Source organism: Bartonella sp. AA9NXGY, assembly GCF_042196845.1.
Lineage (GTDB): Bacteria > Pseudomonadota > Alphaproteobacteria > Rhizobiales > Rhizobiaceae > Bartonella.
The window spans coordinates 199,657-214,348 of record NZ_JBHIRB010000002.1 but is presented as its reverse complement, the minus strand read 5'-3'; the positions used below and the strand labels follow the sequence as shown (position 1 = coordinate 214,348).

Here is a 14,692-nt window from a genome sequence, read left to right as displayed (position 1 = left end):
CAGGAGTTTGCGTACTTAGACCCTGCCCCATAGGCATTTCTGAACCAGGTGCTTGATCTACAGGAGTTTGCGTACTTAGACCCTGCCCCATAGGCATTTCTGAACCAGGTGCTTGATCTACAGGAGTTTGCGTACTTAGACCCTGCCCCATAGGCATTTCTGAACCAGGTGCTTGATCTACAGGAGTTTGCGTACTTAGACCCTGCCCCATAGGCATTTCTGAACCAGGTGCTTGATCTACAGGAGTTTGCGTACTTAGACCCTGCCCCATAGGCATTTCTGAACCAGGTGCTTGATCTACAGGAGTTTGCGTACTTGCACCTTGCTCCATCGAAACCTCTGAGCCCTGTATCTTTTCTGGCTGTTTTCTTACGGATATATCTTTGTTTGATAACTGCTCAGACACTGAAGAATCATCTCTACTTGATATTTCCGGTTCAATAACACGTCCTGAACCACCCATCATATTATAATTCAAATGAGAAATAGCCCACCAAGTTCCCCCAATAATAACAAAAACGCAAATAGCAGCAAACCACAACGCGCTTAAATTCCACTTGGCGTCTGGACCAGAATTCAAGTGCAAAAAGAAAACAATTTGTACTATAATCTGAATAATCGCCATCCCAATAAGATACGCAACCTTTGTACTAACTGCCCAACTTTCCATCATTCCATACATCACAGGAATAAAAGAACCCAAAGTGAAAAATACAGCCAGAATAAAACCAACCAAATAGGAACCAGTACTGGGACCATGTGTTTCATTTTGCACGCTCATCACAACGCTCCTAATAGATAAACCATGGTGAAAACACCAATCCATACAATATCAAGTAAATGCCAAAAAATGGAAAGACATGCTAAACGTGTTTTATTGTTCTGATCCAAGCCATTACGACGAAGATGAAAAAACATCACAACCATCCAAAGAAGGCCAACACTTACGTGAAGTCCATGGGTGCCAACCAAAGCAAAAAATGCTGACCAATAAGCAGAGAGAATTTCCCGTCCAAAAAGCTGTAAACCTGTTGCAGGATCAATACCCGCATAAGCATTTGGATCGAAATAAAAAACCTCACTCAAAAGTTCATGAAATTCGTAAAGTTCCATACCAATGAAGCAACACCCCAATACAAAGGTAACAGCCATCCATAAACGCACACCACTGATGTTATTTTTATGTGCTTGTACCATTGCAAAGCCATAAGTGACGGATGAAAACAACAAGAAAGCAGTCTCAACCAAAACAAACTTTAAATCTATAAACTCACTGCCCGCTTTACCACCACCATAAGAAGCAGAAAATACAGCAAAACTTGAAAACAGTGTCGAAAACAGGATTAAGTCTGAAAGAATATAGACCCAAAAACCAAACGTCATTACCGAGCTACTATCGTGGTGAAGTTCATCTATAGTACTCGCGTTATTCATTGTTACAGCACTCATACTGTCACTCCTTGTTCTTTAAGAACAGCCGTAAAGGCATCTTCAGTTTTTTGCACTTCTTCAGCTGGAATATAGTAACCATGATGATCACCTGTTAATGAATGACACACAAGCGTTGCAATAAAACCAACCAGTCCAACCGCAACAAGCCACCAAATATGCCAAACAAGCGCAAAACCAACAACTAATGAGAAGAAGCCAGCAATAATTCCAGCCGATGTATTCGATGGCATATGAATTTTTGTAAATCCACTTGTCGGCCGTTGATAACCACTTTTCTTCATATTCCAATAAGCATCATCAGACTGTATCTTTGGAAGGAGGGCAAAATTATAAGAAGGAGGCGGTGAAGAGGTAAACCATTCAAGTGTACGTGCATCACCCCAAGAATCATTTAATGTTACCGGTAAGTGCCCTTTATGCTTAATACCGTACCAAATCGCCAAAACAACCTGTAGCACAAAACAAAGGATACCAAGTAAGATAATACAAGCACCCAATGCAGCAATAATAAACATCGGCTGCCAACTAGGTTCCATGTAATGCTGCAAACGACGCGTCGCCCCCATTAAACCAAGCGCATAAACGGGGAAAAAGGCAAGGTAAAAACCAATAAACCAACACCAAAAAGATGTAATACCTAGTATGCGATTTGGTTTATAACCAAAAACTTTTGGAAACCAAAATGCAATCCCTGCTAAGTACGCAAAAACCACACCTCCAATAATTGTATGATGGAAATGTGCTATCAAAAAGAGCGAATTATGAAACTGCCAATCAGCAGGAACAATAGATAATAAAACACCTGTTAATCCACCACCAACAAATGTAAAGATCATACCCATGCACCAAAGCATAGGAGGCTCAAAGCGAATCCGACCTCTATACATCGTAAGCAGCCAATTAAAAACTTTTACACCGGTTGGAACTGCAATAATCATCGTAGCAATACTAAAGAAGGTATTTACAGCTTCACCCCCACCCATTGTGAAGAAATGATGGCCCCAAACAAGAAGCGAAAGAATCAAAATAACCAACATGGCCCATATCATTGAAGTATAACCAAAGAGGCGTTTTGAAGAAAAAGTTGATACAACTTCAGAAACAATTCCAAAAGCAGGAACAACCAAAACATAAACCTCAGGATGACCAAAAACCCAAACATAGTTAATCCATACCATCGGATTTCCGCCACCAACATTGGTAAAGAAATTCATGTTCAAATAACGATCACATGCCAAGAGTGCAAATGCTACAGCCAAAACAGGATAAATGACTACAATAAGAACATTGCTGACAAAAGCACTCCAACAAAAAATAGGCATTCTCATCATTGTCATTCCAGGAGCACGCATTTTAATCATCGTTGCAATAAAATTCACTGATCCCATTGTTGTTGCAATACCAGAAAGCTGAAGTGACCATAAATAATAATCTACCCCTGTATCTGGACTCGTTTGCAATTCTGTAAAAGGTGGATACATCAACCAACCACCACGACCAAAATTCCCAACACCTAGGGATATGTTAATCAATATCGCCCCTGCAGCCGTAATCCAAAAACCTAGATTATTTGCAAAGGGAAAAGCAACATCACGTGCACCAATTTGAAGTGGTATAAGATAATTAAAAAGACCAAATAAAATAGGCGTGGCCATGAAAAAAATCATGATCGTACCATGCGCCGAAAAAATTTGATCAAAATGCTCAGGGGGCAAATAACCTGCTGTTTCACTCCCAAGAGCTAAAGCTTGATGCGTTCGCATCATAAGTGCGTCCGCAAAACCGCGAACAAGCATAATAATTCCAAGAACGATGTACATAATACCTATGCGTTTATGGTCAACCGTTGTAATCCAATTTCGCCATAGAATCCCCCACCACCCAAGTACTGTTAGAGCAATAACAGCAATTAAACCAACCAAAACAATCGCAATACATGTATACAAAACGATCGGTTCATGTGCAAGCGCATGAAAAGCACCTGCCGTAGGATCTGTAAGTCTTCCAAACATTTCTCAACCCATTTCAAATGAAATTCAAGTTTAAAAGAAACCTTTGTTAAAAGGGCTCTTTACTTTATTGACTCTGTTAAATAACATCAGGATCAAATACTGAACATAGTGCACCCCATAGCGTCTGAGCAGCAGCACGTTTCATTAAATCTTCATTACATACCGTCTTTTCATCGACACATCGATTCACAACACGATAGTAAAGCCGCTTCTCAACAGGTGCAAAATAACGAACTTCAGCATCTTTTTCCTTCGCAGCAATATCACCCATACGAGGCGCAATAGAAAGTTGACGATAAGATGAACGATCAAGTACTCGACCATTAGCCCGAGCTTTTACAATCCAATCCTCAAAATCCTGCAAAGACACAGAATGCCACTTAAACCGCATACCCGAAAAACCATCACCACTATAATTTGCTGAGGCTCCTTTGAATACTCCTTGCTCTTCAGCGACCAAATGCAACTTAGCATTCATCTGCGGCATAGCGTAAAGAACTGTACCCAATTTGGGAACCCAAAAAGCATTGACAGAATTCTCTGACGTCAATTGCAATAAAACTTGACGTCCTTCAGGCGCATAAATCTCATTAATCGATGCAACACCGTATTCAGGATAAATAAAAAGCCATTTCCAATCAAGAGCAACAGCATCAATCTGTAATGGCTTTCCTTCACCTACAACTTCCACTGGAAGAGGATTTGTAGGTTCAAGCTTATAGGTATAATAAGCTGTTAATGAACCTAAAACCATTACAATTACAACTGGAATACCCCACATCAATGCTTCAATTTTATTTGAATGTGCCCAATCAGGAGAATAGTCCGCTTTCATATTCGATGCACGATATTTTATAGCTAAAAATACCACACTCACCATAACTGGGATAACAATACAAAGCATCACCACCACACAAACAACGATCAAAATGAGCTGTTGACGTGCAACATAACCTGATGGCTGCATAACATCAATTTTACAACCAGACAAAAGCAGTGCTCCCCCTAAAATCACAAGCATTTCTAATTGTCTAACAAAGCTTTTCATCTCTATTTACCCCCGTCATACGCACTAAAAACTGTCATAAATATATACCTCACATTGTACAGATTTGAAAATAATTATCAAGAGAATAAAATGCCTATATTACTCTTATTAAACGCTTACTCTTTACCTATCACAATTTAATTGTTTTGCTTAATTGTTTTGCAATATACTCAAGTGCAAACCGATATCCATCACCTCCACACCCAGTTATAATAGCGTCTACACCTGCAGATGTATAAGAATGGTGACGAAAAGCTTCACGCTGATAAATATGAGATAAATGAACTTCTACTTTCGGCCCTGAAAACATTTTTAGGGCATCAAGAAGTGCAACAGATGTATGACTGTAAGCCGCTGGGTTAATGATCAATCCAGAACTTGCCTCTATTGCTTCTTGTATCCATGCCACTAATTGCCCTTCATAGTTACTTTGATAAAAATTTATTATAATATCATTTTTTTTTGCCCATTCTCTGCATCTTTTTTCAATATCTTCTAGAGTTTCAGTTCCATAAATTTCTGGCTCACGTTGACCTAGAAAATTTAAATTAGGACCATTTAAAATCGTTATTATCTCTGACATAGCAAGCCTTTTCTTTCAGACCTATCACTTATTAAAAAAATATTTAGCATGTTTTTACGGCAATAAAGCTCCATCCTTAATCTCAAAGAATTCTGCGCGTCCTTTTAAGTCATCAAATAAAAGACGATCTGTTCCTGTCATAAATGTTTGTACAGCTAAATCATCAAGAATATCAAATAGAGCAGCACGTCGATGCGAATCAAGATGGGCAGCCATTTCATCAAGAAGAAGAATAGGAGATCTTTCCGACATCATACCTGTTAGACGTGCATGACACAAAACTAAACCTGTTAGCAGCGCTTTTTGTTCACCTGTTGAACAAGATGTTGCTGCTCTATTTTTATCAGCATAAAAAACCTGCAAATCTGCACGATGTGGTCCTTCTAACGTCCGACCAGCAGCACGATCCATTGCGCGATTATGCCGCAATCGATCACAAAATTGTTCTTCAACTTCAGTTGCTGATATTTCACTAAGAGCTGTTTCTAAAAAACCATCAATTTGCAAAAAAGCTCGTGGAAAAGGTATCTGTGAGGGCATTTGTGTAAACATGTCATTTAAAAGACGAATAACATCAACACGCGCCGCAGAAATAGCTGTCGCCAATTCTGCCATTTGCTTTTCTAAAGCATCAAACCAAGCACAATCTTCATTTCCATCTAAAAACAAACGATTACGTGCGCGCATAGCTCTATCATAATCGGCTATGCGGCGCCTATGCAAGGGATCAATCGCCAAAACCATACGGTCCAAAAAACTACGGCGCTCAAGTGAAGGACCTGTAAAAAGACCATCCATAGACGGTGTTAGGACACTAATATGACAATAATCTGTTAGGCAATCACTCGACTCATTCACACCATTAATATGGACCTTTCGACTGTTATCGCTAACCTCAAAAGCTGTACCAATCTTTACTTCACCATAAAGAGCGCATTCAAGACGCGCAAATACAACAAATCCTCCACCACCACCATCTACAAAACTAACGTCAGAATAAACAGCACGCCGCAAACCACGACCAGGAGAAAGAAAAGATAACGCCTCTAAAAGATTCGTCTTACCAGCACCATTATGGCCAGTAAAAACCACATGCTGACCAGAAAAATGAATATTGAAAAAAGAATAATTGCGATAACGTAAAAGCTTCAGCTGCCTCACTGCCACTTTGTGCACATGACTGGCCATGCATTGCAAAACAACGGCCCCTAAACGCGAATAGGCATCAGTACATAGAGCACATCCGCATCATCATTATCACGAATCAGAGCTGGTGCTCCAGCCTCAGCCAACATAAAAACCATCTCATCACTTGAAAGCTGCCCAGCAATATCCAAAAGATAACGTGAATTAAATCCTATCTCAAGCGGTTCAGATGCATAAGTTACTGATAATTGATCTTCTGCACTGCCCGAATCTGGGCTATTAACAACAAGCCTTAACTGTCCATGCTCAATCGTTAATTTAACTGCACGCCCCCGATCACTTGAAATCGTTGAAACACGATCAACTGCAGAAGAAAAGTCCTGCCTATTAACAATTAATTCTTTATCATTTCCAAGAGGGATAACACGTTGATAATCTGGAAATGTTCCATCAATTAATTTTGATGTAAAAATCACAGAGCCTATAGAAAAACGAATTTTTGTCTCCGAAAGCTCTATACATACATCGCTATCATTTTCTTCTGAAAGAAGTTTTTGCAATTCTCCTACAGCTTTACGGGGAACAATAACACCAGGCATTCCCTCAACTCCCGAAGGAGCTTCCATCTCAACTTGTGCCAAACGATGACCATCAGTTGCAACCAAACGCAATTTCAAAACACCATCATTAATAATATGGAAATAAATACCATTAAGATAATAACGGGTTTCTTCAGTAGAAATGGCAAATTGTGTACAATCAAGTAAATGTTTTAAGCCTGATGCCGATAAAGAAAAACGATAACCAAATTGCCCAGGAAGCGACTCTGGAAAGTCTGCCTTCGGAAGACATTGAAGCTGAAAATGTGCACAACCCGAAACAACGGACATTGTACCTGCTTGATTCTCATCGAGGGATAATACAACTTCATTGCTATCAGGAAGTTTTCGAATGATATCATAGAGCAAATGTGCCGGAACAGTTGTTGCTCCAGCTTGTTTAACATTAACTGCAAAAGATTCCATAACCTCTAAATCAAGGTCTGTTGCTTTTAACTGTACACGGCCATTTTCTGCATCAATCAACACATTCGATAAAATAGGAACAGTATTACGGCGCTCTACCACACGGTGAACCCGACCAAGAGACTTGAGAAATTGACTGCGATCAACTGTAATACGCATAAAAGCCCCGTATGATTTACTAAAAACTATAAGAATTCCTTAGAACTAAAGAATAGATCCCTTTAGAGAATCGCATGCTAGAGTTTATTAAACCTCTCTTAAAATGGCAAGTCACTCCTGCATAAGAAAAAATAAATCTTTTCATTAAATTCTTTAAAGTCTCTCCAAAGAAAGAAACGATAAACACTATACAGCCTGTTCTCCAATCAACCGCTTAAGCAACTCAAGTTCCTTAGCCAAGGTCTGATCACCACAAACCAAATCTTCAATTTTACGCACAGCGTGTAAAACTGTTGTATGATCACGCCCACCAAAACGGCGCCCAATTTCTGGTAATGAGCGAGGAGTTAATACTTTTGCTAAATACATTGCAACTTGCCGTGGCTTCACAACCGTACGTGTTCGACGATTAGATAACAAGTCCTGTTTAGAAACATTATAATGGCGTGCTACCGTACGCTGAATTTCTTCAATCCGAATACGCTTAGGTTCACCAGGACGTGTCAAATGACCTAATAATTCATCAATCCGCTCTAAAGATAAATCAGACTCAAAAGATTGACGAAACAAGAGCTGATTAAACGCACCTTCAATATCACGCCCCGACCCTAAAACCGTTTTCGCAATATATTCCAAGATATCATCAGAAATTGATACCATGCCATCATCTTGTTGTGCCACCTTCAACCGCTGGCGCAACATTTGCAAACGCATTTCATAATCTGGCGCTTCAATTTCAAGAGCTACCCCTCCCTGAAGACGAGAGCGAACGCGAAGATCAAGCGATTCTAATTCTGCTGGTGGACGATCTGCAGCGACAACAACCTGTTTTGCACTATCAAGTAACATATTAAGCAAATGGCAAAACTCATGTTGTATCGACTTACCCTGCAAAAACTGCATATCATCAATAATCAAAAGGTCGATATCACGAAGCTGTTCTTTAAAAGAAAGAGCATCATTATCACGAATAGCTGTTGCAAAACGCCACATAAAATATTCAGCAGTTAAATAAATAACGCGCGCAGACGTTAAACGCTTCAATGCAGAAGCAGCAATCGCTTGAAGCAAATGTGTTTTTCCTAAACCAACAGATGCGTGAATAAAAAGAGGATTAAAACGTAAGGCACTTTTATGCCCCTCTGCAATGGAACGCGCAGCTGCTAAAGCAACACGATTAGAAGCCCCCTCAACAAAACTTTCAAAAGTATAGCGAGAATCAAGTGGAGATCCAAAAACTCCCGTTTGAGAATTCTTAACTGAATGCTCTGCGCAACTTTCAACAAAAGATGAAGTCGCCTGCTCCTCTAGCACAACAGGAGGAACACTTCTTTTACAAACGACATCTCTTGAAACGCGTTCCATACCACGAACAATAACTTCAACACGAAGAATTGCTGAATTCTCTTGTTTCCATAAATGAGTCAAAAGAGAACCATAGTGATTATTAATCCATGAACGTAAAAAAGCAGTAGGAACAGAAAGCTTTACAAGAGTATGACTATATTCAGCAAGCTTCACACGTCCAAACCAACTGGTATAAGCCTCAACACCAACCTGCACCTTTAATTGCGCCATAACACGTATAAAAGCCGCCGCACTTTCCTCCTCTGAAACAATAGAATGCCCTATAGAAGCATTTCTACAAACGTTCTCATCACTTTCCGTCATCCTATTCTTTATTATGTTCTCTGCCGACAGGATATTTACCGAAACCCTTTTAAAGGAACTAGCTTTAGAGTTCAATTTATCCACCATCTTCCATCCTGATAAAAATAAAATTTTGTCCTGCCAAACAACTAAAATAAATCTAGCGAAGGCAAAACGCCCTACCCCAAATAAGATTACTCACCCTCCCCTAGGATAGCCTCATCACAACCCTACTAACAAAGATGACCAATAAGATTTACTTGCACTCATGATATGACCCACCCTTCTAAAATGGTAAACATATCCATTAAGAAAACTAAAAAACCGTCAGAAAACCTCTCCAACACAAAAATTTCGAAAAGCCTAAATCAAAACATCTTGTATTCAACAAAATACAGAATAATGCGCTGATGTGACCCCTTCATGCTTCTTAGTCTTCATAAGAACCATACAAAACAGCAGAGGTAAAATGCAAGAGGTCAAAATAAAATCAAAAAACCCAAAAAAAATGCTTATATTAATGAGGACTGAAAAAAATATTGATTCAATTCATTTTTTTTCTCTAAATTTACCAATAATTAAAGAATCTCTTCAGATTTAAAAAAAAAAATAAAATGCTTGACAAAAAAGACTCTGTACAAATCCACAAAGCTTGTGGATAACCATACCTCCCCTTATAAACTTTCTCTCCTTTTTCAAGTGGAGAATCATTATCGATTCTTATTTTTAATAGAAACTTTTTGAAATAATAAACAAAAAGCCAGCATCCTCATGGATACTGGCTTTGTTCTCAATTAAAGGAGAAAAGCTTAAACGCTGAGAGCCTTCAAACGTTTAGCTAAACGTGATACTTTCCTCGCAGCAGCATTTTTATGAAAAACCCCTTTAGAAACTGCACGCATAATTTCAGGCTCAAAATTCTTAAAAGCAATCTCTGCAGATGCCTTATCGCCACCCGCTAAAGCGTCATCAAACTTACGTATAAAAGTACGAACGCGTGAACGGCGGGCCTTATTAACCTGTGTGCGCGCCGCAACCTTGCGCACCGCTTTTCGAGCAGAAGGTGTATTCGCCATAAATATAATCTCTCTTTCAACACCTTGGTAAAATGAGTCTCAATAACAACTCTACCAATATAAATAAATCCAACTCAAGCAAAACTATAAAGCTGCCTATAACCGTGTGGGTTATAGCGCAATCCTAAAGCTAACGTCAATTAGATTTTCAAAGATAGCCATAAAAAAACGAAGCCAAACTCTTTGATCCGCAACTTTATAGCTTAATAATAGATATTCCTTAACAAACAAAAGAATTTAAACGGCTAACTTACGCAAGACATATTGCAAAATTCCACCATGATGCAAATAATCTAGCTCATCTTCAGTATCAACACGGCATAATAATGGAACAGTTTTTACCGTACCATCAGAAAAAGTAATTTTCGCTACAGTCTTTTGACGAGGTTTCAAGTTATGAATCCCTTCAATTGTCACCTGTTCATCTCCCTTTAAGCCTAAAGATTTCCAACTTAGCCCCTCCTCAAAGACAAAAGGGACAACGCCCATACCAACAAGATTAGAGCGATGAATCCTTTCAAAAGACTGCACAATCACTGCTTTGACACCAAGAAGATTGGTCCCCTTGGCAGCCCAATCGCGGGATGATCCATTACCATATTCAATACCTGCAAAAACAACGAGTGGAATACCTTCTTGTTTATACGCCATTGCTGCATCGTAAATGGTTTGTTCTACCGCTGACGGATAATGAACCGTATAACCTCCTTCTCGACCATTTTCCCCTAACATGAAATTACGAATGCGAATATTGGCAAAGGTCCCACGTACCATAACTTCATGATTCCCACGACGCGTTCCATACTGATTAAAATCAGCCACTTTAACACCATGATTCATTAAATATTTTCCGGCAGGAGAAGCTGCTTTAATAGAACCAGCAGGAGAAATATGATCCGTTGTGATTTTATCACCAAATAAACCTAAAATCCGTGCATCTCTAATATCTGGTAAGATATCAGGTGTTTTCTGCATATCATCGAAATAAGGTGGATTGCGTACATAGGTGGATTGCTCATCCCAAGAATAGGTAGAACCCGTAGGAATCTGAACTTTTTGCCAATTTTCATCTCCCTTAAAAACATCTGCATACTTTTCGGCAAAAACCTTACGCGTGACATTTTTTTCGATAAATTCCTGTATTTCTTGAGAAGTTGGCCAAATATCTCTCAAATAAATGGGGTGGCCATTTGTATCTTCACCAAGAGGCTCCTTAGTTAAATCTTTACACACCGTCCCGATGAGCGCATGTGCAACAACTAACGGTGGTGACGCTAAATAATTCGCTTGCACATCAGGGGAAACACGCCCTTCAAAATTACGATTTCCTGAAAGAACTGCAGATGCAATTATACCATTGTCATTAATCGTTTTGGAAATAGCTGGATGCAAAGGACCAGAATTCCCAATACATGTTGTGCACCCAAATCCTACTAAGTTAAATCCTAATGCATCTAAATCTTTTTGCAGACCCGAATTTTGAAGGTAAGCTTCAACGACTTGTGAACCAGGTGCAAGAGAAGTTTTTACCCATGGTTTGCTCTTGAGACCCTTTGCCACAGCATTTCGTGCCAAAAGGCCCGCTGCAATAAGAACACTTGGATTCGATGTATTCGTACACGACGTAATCGCAGCGATCACCACATCACCGTGACCAAGCGTATATTCTTCACCCTCAACCTGATAACGCTTATCTTGTCCAGAAGTCTTCTTATAGTCTTCGACCAATGCCTTCTCAAAACCCTGCCCAACATTTTCCAATGCAATACGTCCTTCAGGACGTTTAGGACCAGCCATAGAAGGGACAACGGTTCCCATATCTAATTCAATTGTATCACTAAAAATGGGATGAGCCACCATTTCATCATGCCACATCCCTTGTGCTTTGGTGTAAGCCTCCACTAAGGCAATCCGACTTTCATCACGCCCTGTCATATTGAGATAACGCACTGTCTCCTTATCAATTGGGAAAAAACCACACGTTGCTCCATATTCAGGTGCCATATTTCCAATCGTTGCCCGATCAGCAAGCGTCATATGCTCCAAACCAGGACCAAAAAACTCAACAAATTTACCGACAACACCCTTCCGACGTAGCATTTGGGTCACCGTTAATACGAGATCGGTGGCTGTTACACCTTCCTTAAGTTTACCTGTTAGACGAAAACCAATCACTTCAGGTAACAACATAGAAACAGGTTGGCCTAACATTGCTGCTTCTGCTTCAATACCACCAACACCCCAACCTAAAACCCCTAAACCATTTACCATAGTCGTATGCGAATCAGTTCCCACACAGGTGTCAGGATAAATCGTCTCACAGCCCTCTTCATTCTTCATCCATACACATTGTGCTAAATATTCTAAGTTAACCTGATGACAAATCCCTGTTCCTGGAGGAACAACGCGAAAATTTTGAAAGGCTTGTTGCCCCCATTTAAGGAAACGATAGCGTTCACCATTGCGTTCATATTCATGCTCAACGTTTTCCTTAAAAGCCATGGAATTGCCAAAAGCATCAACAATAACTGAGTGATCAATGATGAGATCAACGGGAATGAGAGGATTAATTTTTTCAGCGTTACCGCCAAGTTTAACCATAGCATCACGCATTGCAGAAAGATCAACAACTGCTGGAACACCTGTAAAATCCTGCATAAGAACACGTGCAGGACGGTAAGCAATTTCTGCCCCAGCGCTCCCTTTGTCGTTTAACCACTTAGCAACGTTGAAGATATCCTCTTTTTTAACTGTGCGACCATCTTCGAATCGCAATAAATTTTCGAGAATAACTTTCATCGAAAACGGTAAACGAGAAACACCTTCAAGTCCGTTCTTCTCCGCTTCAATCAAGCTATAATAAGTATATTCTTTGCCACCAACATTTAATACTCTACGACAATTAAAGCTATCAATTTGAGTCATGACTGTCCACCCTCATACTATAACCACCCAATTTCCAGGAATGAACAACACAAACTACGAGTCAAGGTCGCAGCTTGAGCGCAGACGCAATTACCTCCGCCATCCATTTCCCCCTCCACCCTCTAGGCATAATGCGGAAATCAGCGCCAGAAACCATTTTACACCAGATATTGATGTAAGGTATCCCTTATAGAACTATTTCTAGAACTATTCTAGGTACAATTGCATAAAAAATGTGTTTTTTATTCTATAATGCAATAAAGAATATGAAAATAAAAACAAAATAGGCAATCACATGGTGTTATCAGGCAAAGATTTAGCCGCTTACAGAAACGAGGAAATTCTGTTTCAAGGTCTTTCTTTTTGTTTATTTTCACAGCAACTTATGACAATCACCGGTCCTAATGGTATCGGAAAGTCTACATTACTCCGAATCATTGTCGGTCTTCTTGAGGCTGCTGAAGGTCATATAATACTTAAAGACCATGATCAAATATACCCTGTTGCAACTGCTTGTCATTATCTTGGTCCTCAAAATGCTATGAAACCTCTCTTATCTGTCATTGATAATTTGCAATTTTGGGCAGATTTTTACGGTCAACATTTACGTTTTGCGCATGAAGCTCTTGCCGATATTGGTCTTTCTAACCTTGAACATTTACCCTTTAACGCTCTGTCAACTGGACAACAAAGACGCGTAGCTATTGCTCGCCTTTTGCTCTCCTATCGTCCTCTTTGGATTTTAGATGAACCAATATCTGGGCTTGATAACCATGCTCAAAAACTCCTCGCTCGTATTTTCCAGCGTCATCTCAATCAAGGTGGTATGATTATCGCTGCAACTCATAATTCCATAGGCATTCCAGAAAACCATAAAATCGCTCTGGAAAAATTTTTACCTCTCTAGGAGAGAATAAAATGAAAGCACTGTTCTGGCGTGATCTTAAACTATTATTAGCGCTACAAGCCACTTCACTAACAGGATTATTGTTTTTTATCGCTGTTGTTGTCATAACCCCCTTTGCCATTGGACCAGATCCCAAAACTCTTGCACAAATAGGACCAGGTATATTGTGGTTTGGAGCCCTTCTTGCAGGACTCCTCAATCTGAACAAACTTTTCCAAATCGATCGCGATGATGGTAATCTCGACCAATTTATCCTTTCAGGAAAAAGACAAAGTTTTACACTAATTGTCTTTACAAAATGTCTTGCCCATTGGGTAGGAACAATGCTTCCTCTTATTTTTGCCACACCTATTTTAGCCCTCATGCTCCATTTAGATGTAGTAATAACTTTTACAACAATACTTACCCTTTTATGCGGAACACCAGCTATTATTTTTATTGGTGCTATAGGCGCTGCACTCGCAACCTCATTGTTGCACAGTACTTTGCTTATTTTTATCATTATCTTGCCGTGGATCATTCCAATTATGATTTTTGGTGTTTCCGCTGCTACAGCCCCAATAAACCCAAATACCTCTTTTCTCACTTCTCTAGCTCTTCTCAGCGCTTTTTCACTTCTTTTGAGTCTCTTTAGCTCTTTTGTTGCTGCGATAACGCTTAAACTTTTATCAGAATAATAAAAGATGATTGCCGCATAGCAAAACTCTGC

General features: G+C 39.6%; 12 protein-coding genes. 2 read left to right on the top strand and 10 right to left on the bottom strand.

Annotated elements, in window-relative coordinates:
* From cyoD to acnA, 10 genes are all read right to left on the bottom strand, one after another.
* The coding region (gene cyoD, locus ACFIM6_RS01995; RefSeq protein ID WP_375611435.1) for a cytochrome o ubiquinol oxidase subunit IV at positions 1-781 on the bottom strand (781 nt) is incomplete at its 3' end.
* A complete protein-coding gene (locus ACFIM6_RS01990; RefSeq protein ID WP_375611434.1) occupies positions 781-1,449 on the bottom strand; it encodes a cytochrome (ubi)quinol oxidase subunit III in 669 nt (222 codons plus the stop codon). The genes ACFIM6_RS01990 and cyoD, both read right to left, overlap by 1 nt.
* Positions 1,446-3,464, bottom strand: coding sequence for a cytochrome o ubiquinol oxidase subunit I (cyoB, locus tag ACFIM6_RS01985; RefSeq protein WP_375611433.1), 2,019 nt, complete (start codon positions 3,462-3,464; stop codon positions 1,446-1,448). Before cyoB ends, ACFIM6_RS01990 begins: the two co-directional genes overlap by 4 nt.
* Before the next feature lie 76 nt (positions 3,465-3,540).
* Positions 3,541-4,512: a ubiquinol oxidase subunit II gene (cyoA, locus tag ACFIM6_RS01980; RefSeq protein ID WP_375611432.1), complete on the bottom strand. Its 972-nt coding sequence runs from the start codon at positions 4,510-4,512 to the stop codon at positions 3,541-3,543.
* A gap of 130 nt (positions 4,513-4,642) precedes the next feature.
* Positions 4,643-5,095: a type II 3-dehydroquinate dehydratase gene (aroQ, locus tag ACFIM6_RS01975; RefSeq protein ID WP_375611431.1), complete on the bottom strand. Its 453-nt coding sequence runs from the start codon at positions 5,093-5,095 to the stop codon at positions 4,643-4,645.
* Positions 5,096-5,149: 54 nt separating this feature from the next.
* Positions 5,150-6,283, bottom strand: a complete 1,134-nt coding sequence (gene recF, locus ACFIM6_RS01970; protein ID WP_375611469.1) for a DNA replication/repair protein RecF — start codon at positions 6,281-6,283, stop codon at positions 5,150-5,152.
* A 20-nt stretch (positions 6,284-6,303) separates the two neighbouring features.
* A complete protein-coding gene (gene dnaN / locus ACFIM6_RS01965; protein WP_375606188.1) occupies positions 6,304-7,425 on the bottom strand; it encodes a DNA polymerase III subunit beta in 1,122 nt (373 codons plus the stop codon).
* Positions 7,426-7,611: 186 nt separating this feature from the next.
* Entirely contained in the window at positions 7,612-9,183 is a 1,572-nt protein-coding gene (dnaA, locus tag ACFIM6_RS01960) for a chromosomal replication initiator protein DnaA (protein WP_375611430.1), read from the bottom strand.
* A 701-nt stretch (positions 9,184-9,884) separates the two neighbouring features.
* A complete protein-coding gene (gene rpsT / locus ACFIM6_RS01955; RefSeq protein ID WP_273790272.1) occupies positions 9,885-10,151 on the bottom strand; it encodes a 30S ribosomal protein S20 in 267 nt (88 codons plus the stop codon).
* Between the two features lie 237 nt (positions 10,152-10,388).
* Positions 10,389-13,076, bottom strand: coding sequence for an aconitate hydratase AcnA (acnA, locus tag ACFIM6_RS01950; RefSeq protein WP_375611429.1), 2,688 nt, complete (start codon positions 13,074-13,076; stop codon positions 10,389-10,391).
* 295 nt (positions 13,077-13,371) lie between these two features.
* On the opposite strand from acnA, the gene ccmA reads away from it, so the two are divergent.
* Entirely contained in the window at positions 13,372-13,983 is a 612-nt protein-coding gene (gene ccmA, locus ACFIM6_RS01945) for a heme ABC exporter ATP-binding protein CcmA (protein ID WP_375611428.1), read from the top strand.
* An 11-nt stretch (positions 13,984-13,994) separates the two neighbouring features.
* Positions 13,995-14,660 (top strand): heme exporter protein CcmB, encoded by a 666-nt coding sequence (gene ccmB, locus ACFIM6_RS01940; RefSeq protein WP_375611427.1) that lies wholly within the window; start codon positions 13,995-13,997, stop codon positions 14,658-14,660.
* Positions 14,661-14,692 lie beyond the last annotated feature (32 nt).

Coding starts and splice junctions, on each gene's coding strand:
- ACFIM6_RS01990 (WP_375611434.1), bottom strand. CDS start 1,449: ATGAGTGCTGTAACAATGAATAACGCGAGTACTATAGATGAACTTCAC.
- cyoB (WP_375611433.1), bottom strand. CDS start 3,464: ATGTTTGGAAGACTTACAGATCCTACGGCAGGTGCTTTTCATGCGCTT.
- cyoA (WP_375611432.1), bottom strand. CDS start 4,512: ATGAAAAGCTTTGTTAGACAATTAGAAATGCTTGTGATTTTAGGGGGA.
- aroQ (WP_375611431.1), bottom strand. CDS start 5,095: ATGTCAGAGATAATAACGATTTTAAATGGTCCTAATTTAAATTTTCTA.
- recF (WP_375611469.1), bottom strand. CDS start 6,283: ATGGCCAGTCATGTGCACAAAGTGGCAGTGAGGCAGCTGAAGCTTTTA.
- dnaN (WP_375606188.1), bottom strand. CDS start 7,425: ATGCGTATTACAGTTGATCGCAGTCAATTTCTCAAGTCTCTTGGTCGG.
- dnaA (WP_375611430.1), bottom strand. CDS start 9,183: ATGGTGGATAAATTGAACTCTAAAGCTAGTTCCTTTAAAAGGGTTTCG.
- rpsT (WP_273790272.1), bottom strand. CDS start 10,151: ATGGCGAATACACCTTCTGCTCGAAAAGCGGTGCGCAAGGTTGCGGCG.
- acnA (WP_375611429.1), bottom strand. CDS start 13,076: ATGACTCAAATTGATAGCTTTAATTGTCGTAGAGTATTAAATGTTGGT.
- ccmA (WP_375611428.1), top strand. CDS start 13,372: ATGGTGTTATCAGGCAAAGATTTAGCCGCTTACAGAAACGAGGAAATT.
- ccmB (WP_375611427.1), top strand. CDS start 13,995: ATGAAAGCACTGTTCTGGCGTGATCTTAAACTATTATTAGCGCTACAA.